Raw genomic sequence first — 24,365 nt, 5'->3', positions numbered from 1 at the left:
TATGAGTAAAAATTTCTCTGAAAATAGGATCAGCTTTTCACCCACATCGCGTAGAGTTTAAGGGAGAACTAACTCCTTAGATCTCTTCTTGCAAGCCTCCGGCCTTCAGGGCCGTCCTTGAGAGCACACCCGTGCGGGCAACGGCATCAGCCAGTTGCTTGGCCAGAAATGCCCCTACAGTACTGCTCAGAATCGTCACTACGATCACGCCCACCAGCACCGGCACTGCCAGATTAAAGGCAGTCGGGTAGAGAATAGCATAGATAATTAACAATACGACGCCTCCAATCGCACCAGTGAGCAGCATGGAGACGACACTGAAACGATGATATTGTGTGACAAGGGCAACGGCTATTTCAGCACCAAGACCATACATCAGACCTGTGATTAAAACCGAAGGCCCATAGGGTGAAAAAGGCAAAATAACCAGACTGTACAGTATAGCTATAAGAAAGGCAGCTCCCACACGACGTAAAATGTACGCGATAAAAAAGCCTGGTAAAATATAGAGGCCAATCCAGGCCCAGGCCACCAATGGTCCAAAGACGACGGATAGTTGATAGGGATATGAAAGCACTGTCAGAACAATACCAAAGACGACTCCAATCGCAGCGATCAACAAAATATCCCTGGTACTCCACGCGAGCCAGCTATACCTCTTATGAGATATGGCAGAAGATTCACTCATTGTTCGTTTCCTTCCAGACGTAGACGCCTGTATAATCACGCCTTACTTTTCATCAGGCTGGGGCCTGATCCAAATAAGGCTGACCATGTTTGTTACACACAAGAGATCGATTGCTTCCCACAAAACAAAGACATTAGCACATGCTAATATCCGACCTCTTTACTAAGATATTAGGTCATGCTAATATACTTGTCAAGGGGCAGAGATAAAAAATAATCATGAGCTCTGCCAGCAATCAGACAAGAGGAATAACATGGGATTAATTGAAATGAGTGCGTTGACAGTCAAGTATCCTGGACGCAAACAGCCTGTTCTGGAAGCTGTCAATTTACAATTCCAGGCAGGTGAGACAGTGCTATTGTTGGGAGCATCGGGATGTGGAAAAAGTACGCTGGCTCTCACCTTGAATGGTCTGGTACCGCACGAGATCGGCTCTATCATCCAGGGAAATGTGCACATCGATGGCATGGATACGCAAAAGAAGACCGTGGCTGAGCTGGCTCAACGCGTAGGAATCGTCTTTCAAGATCCAGAGGCGCAGTTTGCCACCTTGACAGTCGAAGATGAGATTGTGTTTGGGCTAGAAAATCTTTGTTTTCCTCCCGAAAAGATGAATGCACGTATCCAGCAAGCACTGCTGGCTGTCGGGCTGCCGGAGCATCGTTATCGTAAGGTAGATCAGCTTTCTGGTGGCGAGAAGCAGCGTATTGCTCTGGCCTCGCTGCTGGCAATGGAGCCCAGGATTCTCGTCTTTGACGAGCCGACTGCCAATCTAGATCCCGTGGGGACACGCGATGTTTTTGCTCTGCTGCGCGAAATCAAGACTCAGGGGACGCATACGATTATTTTAATTGAGCACAAGCTTGATGATCTGATGGATCTGGTAGATCGCGTCGTTGTATTTGGTCAGAACGGCTCTATCATCGCTGACGGACCAGCACGCAGTGTCTTTTATGACTCGATTACGATCCTGCAAGTCTACGGTGTCTGGGTGCCACAGATTGTCCTGCTGATGCAGCAGTTACATGCACAGGGAATCGCTACTCAGGCATATCCAATCACTCTCATCGAGGCACAGGATGCCTTAGAACAAGCAAGCCGCAGAACCAGATCAAGCATTGTCACCCCGATCTTGACGGCTTCCGACAAGACGCACAAACCAGCCGCCATCGAGGTCCAGAAGCTCTCATTTCGCCATGGCCAGCGCACAATCCTCGACAAAATCACCATGAGCGTCCCCCAGGGAGACTTCCTGGCTCTGGTAGGCACCAATGGAGCAGGCAAGACAACACTGGCACATCATCTGGTAGATATTCTTCATCCTGCTCCGAACACGGTTCTACTCCATGGCAAGGATATCATCAGGTTCTCCCCGCGTGATCTCGTGCATGAGATAGGATACGTCTTTCAAAATCCCGAACATCAATTTATCACCGACTCCGTCTTTGATGAGATCAGCTACGGCATGCGCGTCATCGGCCTATCCGAGGCGGAGATAGAAGAGCGTACGATGGCTTTACTCCAGCGCTTCGGCCTGACACGTCTCAGGAAGGCCAATCCCTTTACACTAAGCCATGGCGAAAAGCGCCGCTTAAGCGTCGCGACCGTCCTTGCAGCGGGGCAACATATCTTAATCCTTGACGAGCCGACCTTTGGTCAGGATCAACGCAATGCAGAAGCTTTAATGTATCTACTATCCACGCTCCACAACGAAGGGCACACGATAGTGATCATCACGCATGATATGACATTGGTCGCGCAATATGCACAACATGTGGCTGTTATGAGTATGGGCAAGCTCATTTTTCATGACACACCTGCCTCTCTCTTTACACGACCCGACTTACTTGCCCAAGCCAACTTGATCCGGCCACCACTCACAGAACTCGCGGATCGCCTTGGCACACCCGGTTTATTAACAATGGAGCAGGTGGTGACGGCCATCGGGTGATACGTCCACCTGCTTGCTCTCTTCAGTGGAGCCATAGATCCTTAACAGAGCCCTACGGGAGTCCGATGATGGGCAGGCTTTGTGGATGCTCTACGATAAAGCGATATTCTATGGTGTACTCTCCTTCAGGAGCCAATGAGAATTCCCAGGTGAGCAGTTCAAGCTTGGTGCGCTCGACGGGCGGTGGCGTGATGCTCTGCACTCTGACTTTGATGCGCTCGTGCTGGGGTACGGGCAGATGATCGCGAACAATGACTTTGCGTGGACCGGCGGCGTAGTTGTGGATGTTGATACGATAGGCATAGGTGCTACGCCGGATGTCTCCCTGCAAGAGGTTTCCTTTGTCGACGGCACGTTCGGTGGGCTCGCGCTTGATCTTGAGGCCATCATCGATGCCCAGAAAGACTTTAAATTCTTCTCTGGCGGCGGTGAAGGCCAGCGTGGTTGTGCCGACATATTCGGCTCCGAGGAAGATACTGGCCTGTCCTTCAAGCAGGGTGCGCTCGGTACTGTTGATGATGGTGGCTCGCATGTGCGCGTTAGTCTCAAGCGCAGGAGCACTGACATAGTCAAAGTCGCAGGGCAGGTCGTCGCGAGCGATGGTTGTTTTGTGCGGCGAGTTGTCCGATGGGATGTCGATTGAGCGTCCGACGCGGAAGACAAGTGCCGTGCCGCTTTTCTCGACGGCGGCAATAGCTACTTCGGCCTCGAACAGCGATGACGCAGATAGTTCGGCTACATCCAGGTCAAGACTTTCACTTCCAAATGATTCTTCGCTGGCTGCGCCGATGGCACTCGCTTTTGCTAATACCGATCTGTTTCTGGGCCTGGATGTCATGGCCATCATGGGCGCAGCGACGGCCTGAGGATGAGGTGGCGCGGTGTATTCTTTGAGATACCAGGGCTGAAGCTCCGGCAAGATGGATGCCTGACTGGGCCGGGCGGTGGATAGCGAAAGCTCGACATTATCCCAATTTTCGCCAGTGGATTGTTGTACCATGCCAATATAGGTAAGTTCGACCGTGCCACGCGTCTGCACCTCATCGGTCTGCACACGCACGTCGTACTGTGGATACCAGGAGGCGTTACGGACGAGATAGGAGATTTCTAACTCTAATTCACCGGGCTCTCCAAGCTCGACAGCCACAACGGCAGCCTGTCGATCGGCAACGATTAAGTCTCCCTGGCGCTGATTGTACGCCCGTTTCTGGGCCTCAATCTCTTGTTGGACCTGCTGAATCTGAAGCTCTAACTGGAGGGCAGCTTCCGCATCCTGACCGGCCTGGGTCGACATAAACTGAAAGAAATCTGCGCAGTCCTGGGGCTTGATCTGTCCTTGAGCCAGACCACGCGCAAAGTCCTTTGACTGCTCACCAAGCGCACGCAGCCATTGTCTTCGATCTTGCAAGGCATCTTGCCTGGCCTGAAGGAGCTGCTTCTGATGCTGTAAGCGCTCCAGATCGGCTTGCAGTTGGGCAAAGTCAGCCTCGGGCGGACGTGGATAAAAGGCAGTTGTCACGTCAACATTTAAAATGCGCGTTCCTTGAGGTCCACGGCCAGAGGCTCTGAGTGAGTCACGCAAAAATGGAGGCAGGTTGTTAATACGTAGTTCATTCTCGCCCGCTTCGAGCGTCAGTTTCCCGCGACGCGTGACTAGAGCACGATCTGAGTATACGGTGACAGCTGTAATCGGTGCGATAAGGTCTGTCATTATAGTAAAATTCCTTCTTTCGTCTTGAGAACGTTGGAGATTGGCTCTGGGGATCTGCTGTGTTGTGTAGAAATGTGATTTTTCTCTTTTTCAGACGTGTGCATTCCTGGGTTGTAAAATGTCCCTAGTATAAAATACGCTCTATGAGCGAAAAAGTTTTGTCACAGCTTTTTTTCAGCGGTTCTCTAGCCCTTCTGTCTGCTTGTGCCGTAGGAATCCCCTGATTGGCGTTTCGACAAGTACCACCTTTTGACAACATGTGCAGAATACGGTAATGTACAGAGGTTCTCTTTTTCATCTCAATACAAAGAAATGTGTGGCTATGTCGAGCTTGAGTCCCGCCCGCAAACAATATCTTGAATTCAAAAAACAATTCCCTGATGCGATTCTCATGTATCAGGTCGGCGACTTCTTTGAGACCTTCGATGAGGATGCCTATATTGCTGCACGCGAGTTGCAGATTGTGCGCACAACGCGTAGCTATGGCAAAGGAAAAGAGCGCGTTCCGTTAGCTGGTATCCCGGTTCATGCGCTGGATAACTATATCGGCAAGCTGGTGCAACGCGGCTACAAGGTGGTCATCTGCGAGCAGACGAGCAGCGAGGTTCCCAAAGGCCGCGATGTGGTTGACCGTGCCGTGACGCGCATCCTGACTGCGGGGACACTCTCCGAGCCCAATCTGCTGCCAGCACGCCAGAATAATTATCTGGTGGCGATTGCGCCTGGACGCACACAGACCGGGCTGGCAGCAGTGGATGTCAGCACAGGCGAGTTTATCGTCAGCTGGTTTACTCCCGATGAGCTCCCTCTGGCTCTGGATGCCGAGTTGCAACGTCTGGCTCCGGTTGAATGCCTGCTCATTGAGGGTAGCCCCAAAGATGCGTATCAATTTCCGTCCCGCAACATCACGATCACGCACTGCCCGCCATATTTTTATCAGCAGGAAGCGGCTCAGCAACGTCTGTGCCGACAATTTGGTGTGCAATCACTGGAAGCTTATGGCTGCGCCCGACAGCCACAGGCCATCGCGGCGGCTGGCGCGATTGTTGCCTATCTGGAAAAGATGAATGCTTCTTTGCTGGCGTTGCTGACATCATTGCGTTCATACAGCACAACGAATTTTATGGTCCTTGACGCCCATACGCAACGCAATCTGGAGCTCCTCCAGGGCACACGCAGCGGATCGCTCCAGGGCAGCCTGCTCGGTGTACTGGATCGCACGATCACTCCGATGGGCGCACGACAGATGCGACGTACGCTTACACAGCCTCTGCTAGATCTCCAGGAGTTAAATGGACGCTTGCAAAGTATCGAAGAGCTGTATGAGAGTCCGGCTATCCGTAGCCGTTTCTCGATGTGTCTGCAAGAACTGGGGGACCTGGAACGCGTCTCTGGACGCATACGACAGGGAACAGCCGTGCGCAATGAGGTTCTGGGATTACACGAGTATCTGGCCGTCCTGCCCACGTTACGCGATCTCCTGCAAAGCTGTGAGTCGCCGCTCCTGTTAGAGATCGCTGAAGAGCTTGATCCCTGTCCGCAGGTCAGCGCATTAATCCAACACGCTCTGGTCGGACGCGATGAGGAGCTTGAGCAGGGCGATGAAGGGCGGTTGATTCGTCCAGGCTATCACGCCGAGTTGGATGAGCTCTTTACGTCGATCCGCGATTCGCGACGCTGGATGATCTCGCTCGAACAACGTGAACGTCAACGTACGAATATCAAAGCGCTGAAAGTCGGCTTCAACAAGGTCTTCGGCTACTATATCGAAGTGAGTCATGCCAATGTCAAGCTGATACCAGATGATTATATGCGCAAGCAGACACTGGTCAATGCGGAACGCTATATCACGCCGGAGCTCAAAGAGCATGAAGCTCGTATACTCAGCGCCGTCGAGCGCATCGAAGAGATGGAACACACAATTTATGCCGATGTTTTACGCCAGCTGGCACTGCATTATCAGACACTCATGACCAGTGCGGCGGCGGTCGCCAGGATCGATGTGCTCTTAAGTCTGGCTGAGGTTGCTGCGCATCAGGGTTATGCACGACCTGTGATTGAGCAAGGCCAACGCTTAGAGATCACAGGCGGACGGCATCCAGTGGTAGAGTATACGCTCAATGGCGATGTCTTTATCACCAATGATACCCGTCTGGAGGCTGAGAATGGCGAGCGTATCCTGCTTTTGACAGGGCCGAATATGGCCGGAAAGTCGACGTATCTGCGCCAAGTCGCATTGATCACGCTGCTTGCTCAGATTGGGAGCTTCGTTCCAGCTCGCCAGGCTCGGATCGGTCTGGTGGATCGTATCTTCACACGCGTCGGAGCGGAAGACGATATCGCATCGGGCAAAAGCACCTTTATGGTGGAGATGGAAGAGACAGCGACCATCCTGCATCATGCCACCAGTCACAGTCTGATTATTCTCGACGAGATCGGACGCGGGACCAGCACCTACGACGGTCTGGCTATCGCTCGCGCCGTCGTTGAACATCTGCACAACGATATCCAGGCGCGCACCCTGTTCGCAACACATTATCACGAGCTCGCGGTACTGGCCGACGAACTGGCTCATCTGCATGTCTACACGGTCGCCATCAGTGAAGATGAGCAGAGCGGGATTATCTTTTTGCATCATGTCGTGCCGGGATGCGCTGAACATAGTTTCGGCGTCCACGTTGCCCGACTGGCTGGCATGCCACAGAAGATCATCAGACGCGCAGAGACGGTGCTGGAGCAACTGGAAACGGGCACACATGCCGTTGGACCAGCCCACTCCACACAACAAGCAACCCGCGTGGCTGAAACCAATGGATCTTATGCTACAACAGGAAGAGATCAACGCTCCCACACCTTCGCGTGGCAGAGCCAGGAGGCACGACAGATAGCCCAACGGTTAGAACAAAGCGGTCAGGAGTCCGCTCTGGACGATATCAATGTGCATGCCATTACTCCACTCGATGCTTTGAACCTGTTGTTTCTCCAACAAAAAATGAAGAAGATATCTTATCGATGAAGCAATTTTCTCATTCACAGAGACAAGTAGCCGATTTTAAGCGCTCACCGTTACAGGCGCTGCCGCCAGCGGTCGCCGAGCGCATCGCTGCGGGCGAGGTGATCGAACGTCCAGCATCGGTCGTAAAAGAATTACTGGAGAACGCTCTGGATGCCGCCGCCCATGAGATACGGATTGAGATCAGAGGGGGTGGGCTACGTCTGATCCGTGTCAGCGACGATGGCTATGGTATCCCCGAACAGGAGCTGGAACAGGTTAGCATTCGACATACGACCAGCAAGCTTCAGGCATTTGAGGATCTTGATCACCTCCGGACGCTGGGTTTTCGCGGCGAAGCCTTAGCAAGTATCGCGACAGTCTCTGAGACGACCATCCTGAGCCGCGCCGTGGAGACGGAGCAGGATGGAGCAGTCCAGTCAGCCCTCTGGATCACCTGGCGCGGCGGTGAGCTGATACAGCGCGGACGACGTGCGCGTCCACACGGCACAACCGTAACGATCGCCGATCTGTTCTATAACGTTCCCGCCCGCTTGAGCTATACTAGAGCCGCCCGCACAGAAAATGGTCATATCATTCAGCTGCTACGCCGTTACGCCATTGGCTATCCGGACGTCCGCTTTGCGCTCAGCATCGATGAACATATCGCCGTACAGACAAGCGGAAGCGGCAATCTGGAGACAACGCTTACCGAGCTGTATCATCTCTCGCTCCATGATCTGTTACAGGAGATGCATAGCGATGATGGCGTACACTATCAGATCAACGGCATCATTGGCAATCGTGTCTTATCGCAGAACAGCCGTCAATACATCTCCCTGTTCATCAACGGTCGCTCGATCCAATCGCGTACCCTCCAGGATGCAATCGAGCGAGGATACAAACACCTGCTCCCAAAGGGGAAGCATCCTCTGCTGGTGCTCTTCCTGGACGTGCCTCCTGAAGAGGTGGATGTCAATGTACATCCAGCAAAAACAGATATTCATCTCATTCGTGAAGCTACCATCAAAGAAGCCATCACGCAGACCATCAAAGCTGTCCTGGAGAGGATTCCTGCCTCACCGCTTGCAGTGCAGTTTCCTGGACCCGTCCTCGCGACCCAGAGACGCCTTCCTGGACCTCGGCGACAGGGCTTACACGTCTCAGAAACCTCGGAAGGCTATCGCATCGAGACAGCCACACCAGGAACGGCGGAGGTGATCGCCAGCTTACAATGCCTGGCGCAATTGCAGCAAGCGGTAATTCTGGCCGAGGCTCCAGATGGCAGCTTATATCTCATCGACCAACATCGTGCTCACGAGCGCGTGATTTATGAACATCTGCGGAGCACCTATACGGGAGTCACCGATGCAGGGACAGAGAATAATACCCACCTCCTGCTCGAACCCGTGATGATCGAAATGAAACGCTACGAGGCTGAACTGCTTGAGCAGCGCCTGCCGATGCTCAAAAGCTTTGGCATCGACTGTGAACGCTTCGGTGGACGCAGCTTTTTGATTCGATCAGTTCCAGCCAGCCAGGGTAGCGAACAGCTTGCGGCTCATATGCAAGAATTGGTCGAGATCGCCGCCGAGGATAGCATAGAGTGGGAAGAGCACTTCCTGATAAGTCTGGCCTGTCACTCCGCACTACGTCGCGGGCGTACATTGAGTCCCGGCGAGCAATATACGCTACTTAAAGCGCTTGCTAGAGCCGCAGCACCTGCAGTCTGCCCACATGGAAGCCCCATATTGCTCCACTATAGCCGCTCGTTTCTGATCGACAGATTCGATTGGTAGTCGATCCTCCAGCCTCTCCGGCACGTCTACAGGAGATGAATAGGTGCTTGAAACGATCGAACAAGGTCATCCGTAGACCCATTAGCGAGTAATTCGCACCTGACACTGCGATTTCTTGAAATGCAATTATTTTTTGCGCGCTAAAATCATATGGATTTATAAATATAGCTATACATAGAGGAGGGCCTAGCGTGGCAGCGCACCAATCCACACAAAAAGGGGACTCAGAGACCCAACAAAAGGCTCAGGATATGGCTTCTGATGCGGCAGATACACTCAAGTCCGGAACAAAGACGTTTAGAGATTTCATAAAAAAGTTTTATCATGATTGGTCTTTACACCTGACACAGGCACTCACCTTCAGCCTGGTCACATCGATCATCCCCCTGGGTATTCTACTCGTAGCCATTGTGGGCCAGTTCATTGGGACACTTAACAATGAGGCTCGTACGCAATTTGTGAAGCATTTGCAATCATTTCTACCAGCGCAGATCTTACCAGCACAGATCACACAGTCAGCGCTCCAAAAGTTCTCCCAGAGTTCGGGCATCTGGATTGTTATCAGTATCATTACCGCTATTGTCTTCGGTTCTCGTCTCTTTACATTGCTGGAGGCTTGCTTTGATATCATCTATCGCGTGCCCCAGCGCTCGCCCAAGCAAAAAAATCTACGGGCAATTATCATGGTACTGGTCTTTATGGTCTTGACGCCTTTATTGGTGCTCGCCTCCATCGTGCCAGAAGCGCTACTATCTCTGCTACAGAATACAGCGCTCAACGCGCCGACAAATATTCTCAATCGTATCGTTGGTATCGCAAGCAGTTTAATTGTCTCCTTTCTACTGTTTGAAATTATCTACACATTTCTTCCCAATCGTCAGGCCAATTTACAGCGTAAGCTCAAGTCAAGCGTGTTAGGCGCAGCAACAGCCGCAATCTTCTTACAAATAGGATTGGTCCTCTTCCCTTTGTATGCAAGTAAATATACAAGCGGCGTAGTAAACCAGATCGCATTTGCGCTCGTCTTCATGATTTTCTTTTACCTCATCTCCATGGTGACGCTGGTAGGAGCAACAGTGAACGCATACTTCGTTGAAAATATTCAACCTACGCCCCACGATTTTGTGACCCGCGCCAGCCACAGCAACTAAAAAACTACCAAAAGAGCCCCCGATTAACGACAAATATTAATCGGGGGCTCTTTTTATCCTTTAATCCTGCAAAAACTCCCTATAGCTCTATAAAATGTGTCCATAATCATGTTAATTGGCTATTTTCGATTGTCACAAATTTTATAATATAAATAGGATTTATATCGTATAAATCCATCAATTGTAGGGTAAAGTTTACTACTACAGTAATTAACAAAAAGAGGTAATAAATGAGGAAACATCGCAAAACACTAGCCAAAAGTACACAGGTGCTAGGCGTCGCGGCTCTCTTCCTGGGATTTACCGCCATACACACACCCTCTCATGTACATGCCATGACACATATTCAACAGATACATCAAGCATCAACAGCATTGAACAAAGATACATCCCGATCACTTCCACCTCCAATCCCACCCTTATATCCACCTCCTCCGCCTCATTTTAGTCCACCGCCCCCTCCGCCTCATTTTGGCCCGCCGCCCCCTCCGCCTCATTTTGGCCCGCCACCTCCTCCACCTCATTTTGGCCCACCACCCCCTCCGCCTCATTTTGGCCCGCCACCTCCTCCGCCTCACTGGGGACCTCCACCTCCTCCACCTCACTGGGGGCCTCCTCCACCTCATTGGGGACCTCCACCTCCTCCACCTCACTGGGGGCCTCCTCCACCTCATTGGGGACCTCCACCTCCGCATTTCGGTCCGCCACCTCACTGGGGACCTCCACCTCCGCATTTCGGTTCGCCACCGCCTCCATGGCATGCAACAATCTCATAGAGGTCTCACATAATCGAGAATAGTTCCAAATACCCCACGTCTGAACGACGCGCGCTTGGAGATAGAGTGATTTTTACTCGTCTTTTTCCTTGAAAGTGGATGATACTTTCTAACCACAATCTAATGGATAGTGATCCGTAATGCATTGAGCAATGCCAGGACTGAGCTATGGCATTGCTCAATCGCTTTTTCTCACACTGATTTTGCACATAATAACTTTTCAGTTTCTCCTCTTTTAAGGTATCTTTAGCATGCCGCCAGAGCTACTAAATAGCTCTCTTTTTTCCGCACGTTGATGGTTGTGGCCTAGACAGAGATAATAATTTCTGTTAAGATGCGTAAATTGAATTATATAGTGTAGATCAGACAAAATTTACATTATATATATAATTGCCAGACAGTTATTTATGCTGCAAGTACCTGTAAAGCGCTTCAGCTGACGTAAGCGATGGTATTCTGCTAAGATGAAAGGATTGGTCATTCATGAGTCTACCTCCACAGCCTCCATCGTCCGAGGAACCAGAGCAGAAACCCGCTCTCCATTCCTCAGAAGAAACGCCGAAACAGACATTGCCTGCTTCCGATCTACCTACTGATGAGACAGAACAGCAACCAGTACTCTCTGCTTCAGAGGATATTCCTACCCAATCGGCATCAGCAACTGAGCCACCAAAAGATGAAGCGGAACAACCAGCTCTCGACGAGGCCGAAGCTCCTACTCAGGTCTGGTCCCAGCCCCCTACTTCTAATGAGTCCGAGGCTCCTACCCAGGTCTGGTCCCAACCCTCTACTTCTGACGAGGCCGAAGCTCCTACCCAGGTCTGGTCTGAGAATGCTACGCCTGACGAGGCCGAAGCTCCTACTCAGGTCTGGTCCGAGGCTTCTGCTCCCGATGAAGCCGGAGTGACGGCACAGGGCTGGTCTGAGGGTGAGGCAGCAGCTCCAGTGTGGTCAGATACAGCCACGCCAGCCTGGTCTGAAACCTCTCCGACAGATGGCGATGAAAGTTTCGAGGCAGCCCAGGAAGTGCCAATTCCTGCTCAAGAGTCGCGTACAGGCATCTTTATACACAGCGGAGTGCTTATTGGGGCGGCGATTATACTTGTGCTCGCAATTATAGTTGTCTCACTTCTGTTGTTTATCAACCGCCCGCAAGACCCACCAACTGACTGGATCGCCAGTATAACACCGACATCGACAACGGGTACCAGTGAAAAGATCATCTACTATCTGCACTGGACAAATCAGAATGGCGAATTAAAGGGCCAACTCCAGCTCGCAGGCGTGGCCACCAATGGCTCACCACAAACGCTCACTGCGCCAACAACAGGAATGTACAATAGAGATAATCACATCATTTACGTCGTAGTCATCGTCAATGGAAACCCAGACACGCTGATGGGCAAAATCAATGATAACAACGATACATTGACCTTAAATCAAGTTGGAGCCCCTGATACGACAACGCAGATTGTCTTCCATATAGGAAGTGCCAACGATTATCAGAAAGCCGAAAAAAATTTGAGCGCCCCAAAAAAGTAATCATGGTTACATTCTTCATAAGCAGAGGCGGTATGAGTAAGTATCATCCCGCCTCTTCTTTTTGATAAAAACAATATGATATAATGCGCCCAATATACAACACTATCAAAAGCGCAGGATACAGCGAATTGTCTTGCGCTTTGTGATAGAGTTACGGATAGATGCGTAGGTACAACAAATCAGAGGGCGGGTTTCTTTTTAGCTATGGGATGGACAATCAATAGCATAACGCTTACAGCAGTGGTAGTAACAAGTAAGGTTGCCGATATTGCTCTAAGTATCGGAATGGTCGTGGCGGCGATCGGATTGGGTATCCTGCTGCGCCGCGTGCTGTTACATCGACTGAAAAAGACGGTGTGGGATGGTTGGATTATTCACACACTGGGCATCCTCGTGGTCGTAATCCCATCTATCCTTGGACTTATCGGTATACTGGCCATTTTTTATGCTCATTTTGTCGTTGTTGAGCTACAAAAGAACTGGACAGCAAGCACTCAGCTCTATCTTCTCAATAGCGTTGGGAGTATTGTCCAAACGGTGTTAATCGTGGTGATAGGCTACGGGATTGCAAGAACGATCAGGGCCGTGACACTCCATAGCGTGGGGACCAGTCGCATCGATATCAATATTCGGACGCTATTGGCCCGCGTGTTCTATATTATTGCGCTCTGTGTGACACTCGCATTTCTGCTCACCGTCTGGAACGTTCCCATTGGCGTGCCAGTTGCCGTGCTGGGAACATTTACTGTCGCGCTCACAGTGGCATTGCAGGATATCCTCAAAAATCTGGTGGCGGGCTTCTATATCTTAGTCGAGCGACCATTTCATATCGGCGATCAGGTAAATATTACCTCGGGCACGATTACCTATGTGGGCAAGGTAGAGGATATTCAGTTACGGACAACGATCCTGCACCTGACGAGCGGTGAAGAGGTCAGTGTGCCCAACCTGGTCATCTTTAGCAACGCAGTCATCAACAATACGCACTTTGGCGAACGACGTGCGATGCTCTTGCTGGCAATCCCGCAGGATGATTTCAAACGCGACGAGACAACCAGTCAGATAATGCTCTTATTCAAAAACCACGATGAAGTGATGGAGCATCCCGAGCCAATCGTGATGGTGAACGGCTATCAAGGTGGCAATATTCTGTTGGATGTGCGGTTCTGGGTCGCGACTGAACAGGTCATCGATGTTTCACCCATTCTCTACGAGCTCCATCAGCTCTTGCCAGAGGCCAATATTACAGTCAAAGAACCAGTCTGATGCCTGTCCCTATTCAGAATGCTTCCCTTTATGATAAGATAAAATCTCTGGTAGAGATTTGAAGAGCGCTGACATAAGGGGGAAGAGCAAGAGGTATGCGATCAATCGGCTTAATGGGTGGCACATTCGATCCTATCCATCATGCCCATCTCATTATCGCGGAAGAGGTACGTGCAACGCTTGGCCTCTCAGAGATGGTCTTTATTCCAGCTGGCGAACCACCGCATAAAACCGGGCGTCCAACCACGCCAGCTCATCATCGCCTGGCAATGGTCGAATTAGCCATCGCCTCCAATCCTCACTTCACGATCTCGCGCATCGAGCTCGACCGTCCCGGACCATCCTATCTGGTCGAGACGCTGCGCCTGCTCCGCAAGCAGTGGGACAACGATGTCGAGCTCTCCTTTGTGATCGGATGGGATAGTCTAGAAGATTTTCCAGATTGGTATCGGCCACAGGAGATACTTGCTCTCCTTGATCATCTGGTAGCAGTGCGGCGACCGGGACACGTGGACGATGAGCGCTACAATCAGCGCCAGGAGACGCGTTTGCCCGGCTTAACGGAACGTCTGTGCATCGTGCCTGTCCCTCAACTGGATATCTCTTCCACCGATCTACGGCAACGTGTGACGGAAAAAAGGCCAATTCGTTATCAGATACCAGAGGCTGTGGAAGAGTATATTTTTTCCCATGGTCTGTATCAGAAGCACCAACAGAGCTAGAAAGTTAAAGAGTATCATGCAGAAGCCAATGCAGTTCCAAATGGGAGATCGCCTACGCCTCCGTAAAAAGCATCCTTGCGGAAGCTTCGATTGGGAGGTTGTACGTCTGGGAGCAGATATAGGGCTCCTGTGCGAAAAATGTGGGCGTCGCATTCTCTTATCACGTGCTGAGGTGGAACGCCGTGTCAAACAGGTTCTGCCACCTAAAGAGCGTACTGATGATGATTTTTTCGATGAAGAATAGAGGAAGCAGATGGCCCCTTGCGTCTTGCTGCCAAATCCCTGTATACTCAGCGTTAGAGGAAGAGAGGTTATAATGGACAAGGATATGGTACGATGGCAATAGACCAGCCCAAGCCGAATAAGGGCTTTCTGACCTTGCTGAAAAATAAAAACTTTCTACGTCTCTGGCTCGCGCAACTTATCTCCATGGTTAGTCTGAATGCCACCAACTATGCACTCATTATTTTGATCCATAACATCACCGACTCCACCACGATGTTAGGACTGGCTATCATCTGTTTCAGCGCTCCCGCCGTGCTCTTTGGAGCTCCTGCGGGCGTCTTCGTTGATCGCATGGATAAACGTCGCGTGCTGTGGGGCAGTAATTGTTTACGGGCTGCGGCCACCGTGCTCTTTGTAGGCATCTTGCTGGCAAACCGCTCAAGCGTGCTTGTCTTTATTTATTTGCTCACCTTTGTCATCTCATCGATCGGCCAATTCTTTACGCCAGCCGAGGGCACAACGATCCCGATGCTGGTCGATGAAGATGAGATGATGCCTGCACTGTCGCTGTTTAATATCACCTTTATGCTCTCACAGGCCCTGGGCTATGTACTCTTAGCGCCAATCGCCTTAAGCCTCTTACCGACATTTACGCTCTTTCATATTCAATTCGACTCGATCGTGCAACTCTATGCGATCGGTGCCATCCTCTATCTTGTCTGCGCAGGATTGATTCTCGCCATCCCACAAACTGGCTTCAAACAGCAGGAGAGCATACAAAGAGAGCCTGCACCAGATATCGCAGTACAGACGCTTGGCATCCTGCACAATATTAATGATGAGATGCGTCAGGGTTGGATTTTTATCCGCAAGAGGCATGCACTGCTTCTGGCTGTGATTCAGCTCTCGTTCGCGGGTGTGCTGATCCTGGTGATTGGACAGATCGCCACGCCGATCGTTACCCAGCTCTTGAACCTATCAGCAAATCTGATGGCGGTCGTCTTCGCGCCGGCTGGTGTTGGATTGGTGATTGGTTCGATCTTTATGCCCAGGTTTGCCACCAAAGTAGGCAAGCTGCGTACGGTCTTCATTGGCAGCCTTGGCTTAACGGTTACAACGCTTTTTCTTCCACTGGCAACCATGTTCTTCAAGTGGATTGAGCCAGAAAGTTGGAATGGCGATCCCAAGTTGTTGCTCGTGATGGGTTTACTGATGTTTATTGCAGGTATGGCGCTCGATTGTATCAATATTCCAGCGCAAACAGCGATGCAGGAGTTGACACCGGAATGGATTAAAGGACGTGTTCTGGCCTTACAACTTGTCCTGTACAATGCCTGTGCTATTCCAATCATCCTATCGATTGGAGCGCTCTCCGATACTTTGGGGATCGATCGCGTTCTTTATATCATGGCAGCTTGCAATTTAGCCTTTGGCATCTGGGGAGTCTATTACGAGCGCAAGCATCCAACGATAAAAATAGCCGAGGCCGAGCTACAAATACAAAAAAGCCATCAGGGTTAGTATCTAAAAGTACCAATCCGAACACGATAGCAGGTACTATTGATTAGTAAAAATTATAAGATCTACACTATACTAAAGACGATAAAGCGAATATAAGCGAGGAAGAAGAGAAATGGACCCACGCGTAGAACTTATGGACCTGATGGCTCCATATCAACCCTGGCTGATTATTGCCGGCGTTTTTGTTCTCTTTACCCTGTTACGCATCACCAGGAGATCGTTACGGCGGCGCATAGATACCATCGGGTATCGTTTTATGCGCGAACGCGGTTTGTTGATCTGGTTCTGGCTGAATGCGCCAGGCGTGATTATTCATGAACTCAGCCATGCAATTGTAGTCCTACTCTTCACCCCGTTTGGCTTCCGCATCACCAGTGTCACCCTCTTCCGTATCAGACCGATCGCGCAGCGCGATCCCAGAGGGCGGATCGTGCGCAGCAATGGACCACAATCGCTCCAACTCGGAGAGGTCCAGTACATGCGCCCACAGGGACGTGTGAGCAGCTACATTGGGGATGGTTTAAGCGGCATTGCTCCTCTGATCGGCGGCATCGCTGCATTTATCTTCCTCTACTGGGTCGCCACAGGATACTATATCTGGGAAATCCCTTTTGACTTCACGCACAATCAATGGCAGATCATTCGACCTGGCTGGCCACTCTGGACCCTCAGCTTCGCACCTTATTTAATCCTCACCATCACCTCCGAACTCTGGCCCAGTCGCCAGGATTGGCAGGGAGCACGCTGGTTCGTCCTGGGTCTAGGCATTATCCTGGCGCTGGTGTTCCTGCTTATCTGGTATCTGCAGCTGCTCGACCAGTTTTTTATCGTCGCAACGCTTGTCTCATCGCATATCGACTTCGCTCTCTGTATTCTGCTCGTACTCGACATTATCTTTGCAATCATAGCCGAAGCGCTGGTCTATCTTGTCTATCGTTGACCTCAAACAGCTTCTGATCGCAAGCGATAGATTGAGATAGAACCAGACGAGCAGTAATCCTATTGCAGGTCGCGGATGTCACGGAGCAACAAAGGGAGCAGATCCAGTACGACCATACCCAATCCGCCCAGTAAAAAGACCGAAGCCGGCCCGAAGCGATCACTAAGCCAACCAGCCAGCACATAACCCAGAGGTAAGCAGCCAAGCGATCCGAGCAGATCGACACTCGCCACACGACCCAGCATCTTCCCAGGGACAAGCTCATAGAGGAGCGTCGACCAGATCGTATACATCGTGCTCATCCCGGCTCCCACCAGAAATCCGGCGGGTAGGACCACAAAGGGAATTATGTCACGTGGTAGTGGGAGAGCAAAAGCGCTCAAGGCCAGTCCTGTGATTACATAGCCAAGCAAGCCAAGCACCGCTCGCCGCCTCAAGCGCAATTGGCCCACAAAAATTGCTCCGGCGGCAGCGCCAAGTCCCGAGGCGGTGGCAATCGCGGCTAAGAGCCAGGGACCATTGCTATAGACTGCAAAAACGAGCTTCGGAAGCGCTACTGACATGGCACCTAATTCAGCGACCAATCCAAAGGTAGCCACCAGCATCGACCAGCGCAGCCAGGCCGAGGACCAGATAGTTCCAAAGCCTTCAGATACATCTTGTAGCAGACTCCGCAAACTCATCGGAAGTGGCTCCGCATCACTCACAGCGCCATCGGCAATCGATGGGAGCAAGCGGAGCACGAAGAGTGAACAGACCGAGATGGCAAAGGTGAGACCATCAAAGGCAAAGGCCAGACTGGCAGATCCTCCCGCCAGACCAACAAAGGCCGCTCCCAGAATTGGACCAAGCAACTGCCCAAACTGCACGCTCAAACTGGTCAGCGCGTTGGCCGATGCAAGATTATCTTTGCTAACAAGCTCTGGAGTAATGGCTCGATAGGCCGGATTAAAAAAGGAACGCGCACAGCCAAAGAGCACGGCCAGCACAAAGAGATGCCAGAGTTGCAAGAGATGAAGCCAGGATAATCCCGCAATCGAGAGTACGATCACGGTCCGGGCCGCATCGGCACAAATGATCACCAAACGCCGTGGGAAACGATCAGCAATCACGCCGCCAAACAAGGTGAAAAGCAGCTCCGGGAGAATCTGAGCCATCAAAAAGAAGCCCATGATCAGGCTTGATCCCGTCAATTGATAGACTGCAATAGCTAAAGCAGTCATAAAGGCACCATCGCCAAGCGTCGAAATTGTCTGCCCAAGCCAGAACCAGGTGAACGCCCTTGATTGTAAGGCTCGTGTCAGGCGCGGACCTTGAGAAGAAAAAAAGAGGTTCATAAGTATCTCCATGCCCCATCAATTAAATCTTTGCCTTAATTTATCACTGCATGTGGACATAAGGGGTCCTAATTAGAGCAGTCCAGCTAAAAAGAGGCACAGGTATAGGCGCACTTTGATTTCTATGGTATACTGGTAGTGAAGTCATCCAACCCATATCCAGATGACGTTGGAGCAATTTGTGAGCATTATTGAAATAAGCATCAACATATATATGCACAACTACACCTGTCGATACGTTCACAGAGGCAGTGCCCAGAAGTAGCTCAGCCCTTTGTGAACGTAATTGGCGTGTCCTCCAATATATTCCGGTATCATCCCCCCACACGTCTTCAGTCTGAGCTAAGACCACCTCGCACGCTGTTATGCGTTGGCTCTACGAGAGCTATAAGATTTTTTGAGCACGAAACAAACAGACAAGCCAAACAACAGAATTTAATCATAGAGGAGATTAGCCATGACTATGGTCTCACAGAAGCCTTTTTACCTGTATAACACGCTGACACGCACCAAAGAGCTCTTTAAGCCGCTGCACGCACCCAAAGTAGGCATTTATAACTGCGGTCCAACGGTCTATAAGGATGTGCATATCGGCAACTTGCGCTCGTTCACGACCACGGATTGGCTACGCCGTGTGCTGGAATATAATGGCTATGATGTCACGCTGGTGCGTAACATTACCGATGTCGGTCACCTGCACGAGGATGACGATGCTCGCGGCGGCGAGGATAAGCTTGAGCATGAGGCTCGCTCGACAGGACGCTCCGCCTATGAGATTGCGGCCCATTATACCGCTCAATACCTGCGCGATTGCGACGCGATGAATATCCTGCCGCCCCATCTCCTGCCCAGGGCGACTGATCATATTCCGGAGATGATCGCGATGACGGAAAAGCTGATAGAGCGTGGTCTGGCATACGTCAGCGATGGCAACGTCTATTATGCAGTAGGCAACTTCAAAAAGTATGGTGCCCTCTCCGGCAACACGGTCGAAAATCTGCGGGCGGGCGGTCATGGTCGCGTGCAGATGGAGGTCGCTGAAGATAAGCAGCACAATGAGGACTTTGCGCTCTGGAAACATGGAGACACCACACGGCAGATGAATTGGGAGAGTCCCTGGGGAGCTGGCTTCCCTGGCTGGCATATCGAGTGCTCGGCAATGGCGACCAGATATCTGGGCGAACAATTCGATATCCATACCGGCGGGATTGACCTTGTCTTTCCACATCACGAGGATGAGATCGCACAGAGTCAGGGAGCAACGGGCAAGCAGCCCGTCCAATACTGGGTGCACAACGAGTTTCTGGATCTCGGGAACAGCAAGATGTCTCGCTCGATCGGCAATGTCGTACTGCTCAGCACACTTAAAGAGCGCGGCATTGAGCCGATGGCATACCGCTATCTGCTCCTGACCGCTCACTATCGCTCAAAGCTCAACTTCACAGACGATTCGATCAATGCCGCTCAGAATGCTTTGAACAATCTGCGCTCAGATCTGATGGATCTGCCCACCACAGCAGCTCCAGGTCCCTGGTCTGAAGAGGCACAACGCACACGTGAAGCGTTCCATGAAGCCATCAACAACGATCTTGACTTCCCGATCGCGCTCAGCATCACGCGAGAGGCAGCGCGAACGAACAAAATTGATCCAGCCGAGCGGCGGCATCTACTGCTGGACTTCGATCGCGTGCTGGGGCTCCAGCTCGATAAGGTTGAGCCGAAGGCCACGCAGGCGATCAATAATGAGGTGCAGGATCTGGTACGACAACGCGACGACGCTCGCGCCGCTCGCAATTGGAAAGAGTCTGATCGCCTGCGTGATCAACTCAAAGAGTTGGGCTTCGAGGTACGCGATACGCCACAGGGCACAAAGTTGGTATAATGAGGGGAAGATCATAAAAAGAGGTGCCAGCTTCTCTCTGAGATATGACTGGCACCACCTACGACGTTTGATGCGTCGACAGGGAGTCTTTCTAGCCAAGGGGGACGAAATATGGCATCCTGGTGGCAAAAAACCCGTACCACAACCAACAATCTCACAACATTGGCAGGCGGCGCAGTCACACTCCTCACCAACCGCCGACAGCCACAAAAGAGCGGCACCATCTATTGCGAAGAGCTACAGCAACCAGTCGAGATCAGCACGGATAGCTATGGAGTCCCTCATATCTATGCACACAACGAAGATGATCTCTATTTTGCGCAGGGCTATATCCATGCTCAAGAGCGGCTCTGGCAGATGGAGTTTAATCGACGCGTCAGTTCTGGTCGACTCTCAGAAATAGTGGGCAAGCAGACATTAGAAGTCGATCGTTTCGCACGGCGTCTGGGCTTGCATCGCGCAGCAGCCGCCGAGATCGAGACCATCCCCAAAGAAGATCTCCACATACTCGAATGCTACGCGCATGGCGTGAACAGGTTTATCCAACAAAATAGACAGAAGCTCCCCATTGAATTTAATCTGTTGCACATCCAGCCCGAGCCATGGAAACCGATCGATACCTTACAATGGGGGAAACTCCAGGCGTTGAGCCTGTCGAGCAACTGGGAGAATGAGTTGATCCGGGCCAGGATCGTCGATAAGCTGGGCGCTGAGCGAGCAGCGCAACTCGAAGCCGGTTACGAGGCCCAACTTCCCCTGATTATTCCACCTGGTGCCTCTTATCAGGGAACCAATCTCAAGATTCTAGAACAATACGAACAGATCAGGCTGATGAGCGGCTTTAGCGTGATGGGTGGTAGCAACAACTGGGTCGTCGATGGCACGATGACCGCGACAGGAGCTCCCATGCTCTGCAACGACCCACATATGGGGCAAGCATTGCCATCAATCTGGTTCGAATGCCATCTGATCGCCAACGATATCGATGTCATCGGCTCCAGCTTCCCAGGCGCACCAGGGATTATCATCGGGCACAACCAGCACATCTCCTGGGGAGTCACCAATGCGGTTTCCGACATCCAGGATCTGTACATCGAAAAATTCAATCCCGAACATCCAGGCCAATACGAGTTCGCCGGGCAGTGGGAAGAGGCACAAATTATTCGCGAGGAGATTGTGGTCAAAGATATGGATCAGCCTCTCATAGAAGAGGTACGCGTGACGCGCCACGGTCCGATTCTGACACATCTACCCACGATCCAGCAGGCACAACAGGCCGACGGCACAAACGCGAGTGCGGAGCTTCCTCTCGCGTTGCGCTGGACAGCTTTTGAGCCCGGCAAGCTGGTCTCAGCAGTGCGCCAGCTCAACCGCGCCACGAACTGGGAGGAGTTTCGAACGGCATTGCGCAATTGGAATGTCCCTCCGCAAAATTTTGTCTACGCCGATGTACAAGGCAATATTGGCTACATCATGGCCGGAGCCATCCCCATCCGTGCCAAAGGACAGGCGATCATCCCTGTTCCGGGCTGGACCGGCGAGTACGAATGGACCGGCACAATTCCCTTTGATGAACTCCCACAAACCTATAATCCGGAGCAGCATTTTATCGTCACCGCCAACAATCGCGTCGTTGATGATAATTATCCATACTACATCACCAACGAATGGGCCAATGGCTACCGCGCCAAACGCATCCAGGATCTCCTGACCAGCAAGGAAAAGCTCACGCTCGACGATATGGCTGCTATCCAACTCGACCAATACTCCCTACCAGCCGAAGAGATCGTTCCCCTGATGCTTAAGATCGAGACCAATACCGGCATCAAACGCGCAGCCAACGAAATTCTGCAAGGCTGGGATTATCAATTGAAGACGGATAGTATCGCCGCCAGCATCTACACAACCTTTGTGCACAAGCTGGAACGCATCGTCTTTGACGCCCCTCTCGGTCACGACAACCTTCTGCTCCACCACTATCTGGGACAAGGAGCCGGTGGCTTCAACTTGCCCAATGGCAACCTCAACCGCAACCTGCCCCTGCTGTTGCGCCTCATCCACCAGCAGGACGACCAATGGTTCGCCAACTCGATCCTGACAAATGGTCCCACCTCCTGGCAGATCGCCCTGGAACGCGCCTTCGATGCGACCATCGGCGAACTAACGGAGAAGCTCGGAGGCAATATCTTACGCTGGCAATATCGAGGCATACACACCATCACCTATCCCCATGCGCTCGGAGAAGTCAAAGCACTCGCCAACTTCTTCAATCGCGGACCATTCCCAATCGGAGGCAACAGCGACACCGCCAACGTCAGCCACGCCACCGTAGCTGATCCATACAACGTCGTCTCCGTCGCCTCGTATCGACAGATCATAGACACGCAGCAGTTCGACAACTCCCAGAGCATCCACTCACCCGGCCAATCAGGGCATCCGGCCAGCAAGCACTATGATGACTTCATCCAGCTCTGGCTCGACGGACTCTATCATAAGATGCTCTTCAGTCGCCCAGCCGTGGAGGCAGCCGAGGAGGATAAGTTACGCCTGTTTCCAAAAAATTTGTAAGCTGCATCTGCATAAATCTTTACAAATCTATGACGCTTTCTTGAGGATTCAAGAGTATACTTCTCTCATGTGAACAGCAAGAGTGAGTCACAGGCTCTGCTTCGCTCGACTTGGAGGCTTGTACATGCGAACAAGCCTCCATCTTTTTTATCTCTTTCCACCGACTTTTCCATATAAACCGCCACAACATCTACGCAATCCATTTCCCAGACCCACAGCATACACATTTGACACCACTCTTGAAGCTACGTCCTATATATTTGGGCATACTTCACTCAAGCAGAATAATACGCAAGAGCAAGGAAGCAGATTTATGCAGGAGATAAACACCCCAATAAATACCACGCAAGCCAGCATCTTAGAGCCTGATAGCCATGTGATGGGCAGGCGTTTGGTCGCATTATTTATCGATTCATGCATAGTAGCACTTACCATAGGTTGGAGCGCCAGAGCATTTGGAGTAGCATATGTAGAAACAGCATCCCCAATTCCAGGACTCCTATTTGGCAGTGGAGGCCCCCACTATCCCCTACCGAATGGAGTAGGTGGCACAATAACCTGGACAATCAATTTAAGCCTACCCATGCAACTCATAGTGGTATTCCTATACTTCTTTCTACAAGAAATGTTTTTTGGCGCAACTATAGGAAAGATGATTATGAAGTTGCGCGTGATCAGCCATTACAACTACACCAAATACAGCACGCTCATCATTCCAGGTGCACTATTCCGCAACCTTGCCCGCTTCATCGACGCCCTCGGCATGTACCTATTAGGGGGATTAGTCTGCGCTGGCTCGTCCAGACGCAGAAGATTAGGTGATATGTTCGCAGATACATTGGTTGTCGACAAAGCATCGGTACCATCCCTCACCATGTCTCGACAACGCGTCAGGTACGGAGTCCAGGTAATGCTCGGATTGTGTCTGATCATCGTCATCGGATGTCCGATCTTTACTTACTTCGGGCAACCACCTCTTTTTATCCAGAACAACATCAGCACACATGTACTCTATCCAGGCGAACACATCACACACTATACGCTGGGCGCAAAATCCTGGGGACACAATACACAAGGACAACAGATAGTCAGTTATCCAATTGATTTCCTCTCAATATATTCGTCCGCCAACAAAATACATGCGTGTAAAGGGGTCGTTACACTCATCTGGCAGTGGACGACACAGTCCTGGCTACCAGATTACGCAAATTCGCAGGTAGTCTGCCGTGATCAGTCTCCGTAAGAGAGCCGCTTTCACAAAAAATGATGAAGCAGAAAAGGTCGAGCGCAGCGA

At 51.3% G+C, this 24,365-nt stretch carries 17 protein-coding genes; 13 read left to right on the top strand and 4 right to left on the bottom strand.

Annotated elements, in window-relative coordinates; translation table 11 throughout:
• Window positions 1-76: 76 nt before the first annotated feature.
• Entirely contained in the window at window positions 77-688 is a 612-nt protein-coding gene (locus AC27N8_RS28845; protein ID WP_487071962.1) for an ECF transporter S component, read from the bottom strand.
• A 253-nt stretch (window positions 689-941) separates the two neighbouring features.
• Between AC27N8_RS28845 and AC27N8_RS28840 the strand changes: the two genes are divergently transcribed.
• Window positions 942-2,639, top strand: a complete 1,698-nt coding sequence (locus tag AC27N8_RS28840) for an ABC transporter ATP-binding protein (protein ID WP_487071960.1) — start codon at window positions 942-944, stop codon at window positions 2,637-2,639.
• A gap of 52 nt (window positions 2,640-2,691) precedes the next feature.
• On the opposite strand, the gene AC27N8_RS28835 is transcribed toward AC27N8_RS28840, so the two are convergent.
• Window positions 2,692-4,350: a mucoidy inhibitor MuiA family protein gene (locus tag AC27N8_RS28835; protein WP_487071958.1), complete on the bottom strand. Its 1,659-nt coding sequence runs from the start codon at window positions 4,348-4,350 to the stop codon at window positions 2,692-2,694.
• A 322-nt stretch (window positions 4,351-4,672) separates the two neighbouring features.
• Here AC27N8_RS28835 and mutS point away from each other — a divergent pair, with 322 nt between their 5' ends.
• The 3 genes from mutS to AC27N8_RS28820 all read left to right on the top strand — a co-directional run bounded on the left by mutS (window position 4,673) and on the right by AC27N8_RS28820 (window position 10,292).
• The gene (gene mutS, locus AC27N8_RS28830) at window positions 4,673-7,366 is read left to right on the top strand and encodes a DNA mismatch repair protein MutS (protein ID WP_487071956.1); all 2,694 of its coding nucleotides are present in this window, start codon (window positions 4,673-4,675) and stop codon (window positions 7,364-7,366) included.
• Window positions 7,363-9,141 (top strand): DNA mismatch repair endonuclease MutL, encoded by a 1,779-nt coding sequence (gene mutL / locus AC27N8_RS28825; protein WP_487071954.1) that lies wholly within the window; start codon window positions 7,363-7,365, stop codon window positions 9,139-9,141. Before mutS ends, mutL begins: the two co-directional genes overlap by 4 nt.
• Window positions 9,142-9,332: 191 nt before the next feature.
• Window positions 9,333-10,292 carry a YihY/virulence factor BrkB family protein gene (locus AC27N8_RS28820; protein ID WP_487071952.1) on the top strand — a complete coding sequence of 320 codons (960 nt, stop codon included), beginning with the start codon at window positions 9,333-9,335 and terminating at the stop codon, window positions 10,290-10,292.
• A gap of 444 nt (window positions 10,293-10,736) precedes the next feature.
• On the opposite strand, the gene AC27N8_RS28815 is transcribed toward AC27N8_RS28820, so the two are convergent.
• A complete protein-coding gene (locus AC27N8_RS28815) occupies window positions 10,737-11,039 on the bottom strand; it encodes a hypothetical protein (protein ID WP_487071950.1) in 303 nt (100 codons plus the stop codon).
• 512 nt (window positions 11,040-11,551) lie between these two features.
• On the opposite strand from AC27N8_RS28815, the gene AC27N8_RS28810 reads away from it, so the two are divergent.
• From AC27N8_RS28810 to AC27N8_RS28785, 6 genes are all read left to right on the top strand, one after another.
• Window positions 11,552-12,610 carry a hypothetical protein gene (locus AC27N8_RS28810; RefSeq protein ID WP_487071948.1) on the top strand — a complete coding sequence of 353 codons (1,059 nt, stop codon included), beginning with the start codon at window positions 11,552-11,554 and terminating at the stop codon, window positions 12,608-12,610.
• Window positions 12,611-12,814: 204 nt separating this feature from the next.
• Complete coding sequence (locus AC27N8_RS28805) at window positions 12,815-13,876, top strand: mechanosensitive ion channel family protein (protein ID WP_487071946.1); 1,062 nt, start codon at window positions 12,815-12,817, stop codon at window positions 13,874-13,876.
• Window positions 13,877-13,971: 95 nt separating this feature from the next.
• Window positions 13,972-14,598, top strand: coding sequence for a nicotinate-nucleotide adenylyltransferase (gene nadD, locus AC27N8_RS28800; protein ID WP_487071944.1), 627 nt, complete (start codon window positions 13,972-13,974; stop codon window positions 14,596-14,598).
• Window positions 14,599-14,614: 16 nt separating this feature from the next.
• The gene (locus AC27N8_RS28795; RefSeq protein WP_487071942.1) at window positions 14,615-14,842 is read left to right on the top strand and encodes a DUF951 domain-containing protein; all 228 of its coding nucleotides are present in this window, start codon (window positions 14,615-14,617) and stop codon (window positions 14,840-14,842) included.
• 92 nt (window positions 14,843-14,934) lie between these two features.
• Window positions 14,935-16,344, top strand: a complete 1,410-nt coding sequence (locus AC27N8_RS28790; RefSeq protein ID WP_487071940.1) for an MFS transporter — start codon at window positions 14,935-14,937, stop codon at window positions 16,342-16,344.
• Between the two features lie 112 nt (window positions 16,345-16,456).
• Window positions 16,457-17,284 carry a hypothetical protein gene (locus AC27N8_RS28785; protein WP_487071938.1) on the top strand — a complete coding sequence of 276 codons (828 nt, stop codon included), beginning with the start codon at window positions 16,457-16,459 and terminating at the stop codon, window positions 17,282-17,284.
• 59 nt (window positions 17,285-17,343) lie between these two features.
• Here the strand turns inward: AC27N8_RS28785 and AC27N8_RS28780 are convergent, their stop codons facing one another.
• Window positions 17,344-18,621: an MFS transporter gene (locus tag AC27N8_RS28780; protein ID WP_487071936.1), complete on the bottom strand. Its 1,278-nt coding sequence runs from the start codon at window positions 18,619-18,621 to the stop codon at window positions 17,344-17,346.
• 457 nt (window positions 18,622-19,078) lie between these two features.
• On the opposite strand from AC27N8_RS28780, the gene cysS reads away from it, so the two are divergent.
• The 3 genes from cysS to AC27N8_RS28765 all read left to right on the top strand — a co-directional run bounded on the left by cysS (window position 19,079) and on the right by AC27N8_RS28765 (window position 24,314).
• Window positions 19,079-20,503: a cysteine--tRNA ligase gene (gene cysS, locus AC27N8_RS28775; RefSeq protein ID WP_487071934.1), complete on the top strand. Its 1,425-nt coding sequence runs from the start codon at window positions 19,079-19,081 to the stop codon at window positions 20,501-20,503.
• A 111-nt stretch (window positions 20,504-20,614) separates the two neighbouring features.
• The gene (locus AC27N8_RS28770; RefSeq protein WP_487071932.1) at window positions 20,615-23,071 is read left to right on the top strand and encodes a penicillin acylase family protein; all 2,457 of its coding nucleotides are present in this window, start codon (window positions 20,615-20,617) and stop codon (window positions 23,069-23,071) included.
• 313 nt (window positions 23,072-23,384) lie between these two features.
• Window positions 23,385-24,314: an RDD family protein gene (locus AC27N8_RS28765; RefSeq protein ID WP_487071930.1), complete on the top strand. Its 930-nt coding sequence runs from the start codon at window positions 23,385-23,387 to the stop codon at window positions 24,312-24,314.
• Window positions 24,315-24,365: the final 51 nt, after the last annotated feature.

This window comes from Dictyobacter sp. Z7_2 (genome assembly GCF_057551105.1).
This window is presented reverse-complemented; position numbering and strand designations above follow the sequence as displayed.

Bases quoted from the DNA above. Each gene is read 5' to 3' on its own strand.
- AC27N8_RS28845 (WP_487071962.1), bottom strand. From the start codon at position 688: ATGAGTGAATCTTCTGCCATATCTCATAAGAGGTATAGCTGGCTCGCG.
- AC27N8_RS28840 (WP_487071960.1), top strand. From the start codon at position 942: ATGGGATTAATTGAAATGAGTGCGTTGACAGTCAAGTATCCTGGACGC.
- AC27N8_RS28835 (WP_487071958.1), bottom strand. From the start codon at position 4,350: ATGACAGACCTTATCGCACCGATTACAGCTGTCACCGTATACTCAGAT.
- mutS (WP_487071956.1), top strand. From the start codon at position 4,673: ATGTCGAGCTTGAGTCCCGCCCGCAAACAATATCTTGAATTCAAAAAA.
- mutL (WP_487071954.1), top strand. From the start codon at position 7,363: ATGAAGCAATTTTCTCATTCACAGAGACAAGTAGCCGATTTTAAGCGC.
- AC27N8_RS28810 (WP_487071948.1), top strand. From the start codon at position 11,552: ATGAGTCTACCTCCACAGCCTCCATCGTCCGAGGAACCAGAGCAGAAA.
- AC27N8_RS28805 (WP_487071946.1), top strand. From the start codon at position 12,815: ATGGGATGGACAATCAATAGCATAACGCTTACAGCAGTGGTAGTAACA.
- nadD (WP_487071944.1), top strand. From the start codon at position 13,972: ATGCGATCAATCGGCTTAATGGGTGGCACATTCGATCCTATCCATCAT.
- AC27N8_RS28795 (WP_487071942.1), top strand. From the start codon at position 14,615: ATGCAGAAGCCAATGCAGTTCCAAATGGGAGATCGCCTACGCCTCCGT.
- AC27N8_RS28790 (WP_487071940.1), top strand. From the start codon at position 14,935: ATGGCAATAGACCAGCCCAAGCCGAATAAGGGCTTTCTGACCTTGCTG.
- AC27N8_RS28785 (WP_487071938.1), top strand. From the start codon at position 16,457: ATGGACCCACGCGTAGAACTTATGGACCTGATGGCTCCATATCAACCC.
- AC27N8_RS28780 (WP_487071936.1), bottom strand. From the start codon at position 18,621: ATGAACCTCTTTTTTTCTTCTCAAGGTCCGCGCCTGACACGAGCCTTA.
- cysS (WP_487071934.1), top strand. From the start codon at position 19,079: ATGACTATGGTCTCACAGAAGCCTTTTTACCTGTATAACACGCTGACA.
- AC27N8_RS28770 (WP_487071932.1), top strand. From the start codon at position 20,615: ATGGCATCCTGGTGGCAAAAAACCCGTACCACAACCAACAATCTCACA.
- AC27N8_RS28765 (WP_487071930.1), top strand. From the start codon at position 23,385: ATGCAGGAGATAAACACCCCAATAAATACCACGCAAGCCAGCATCTTA.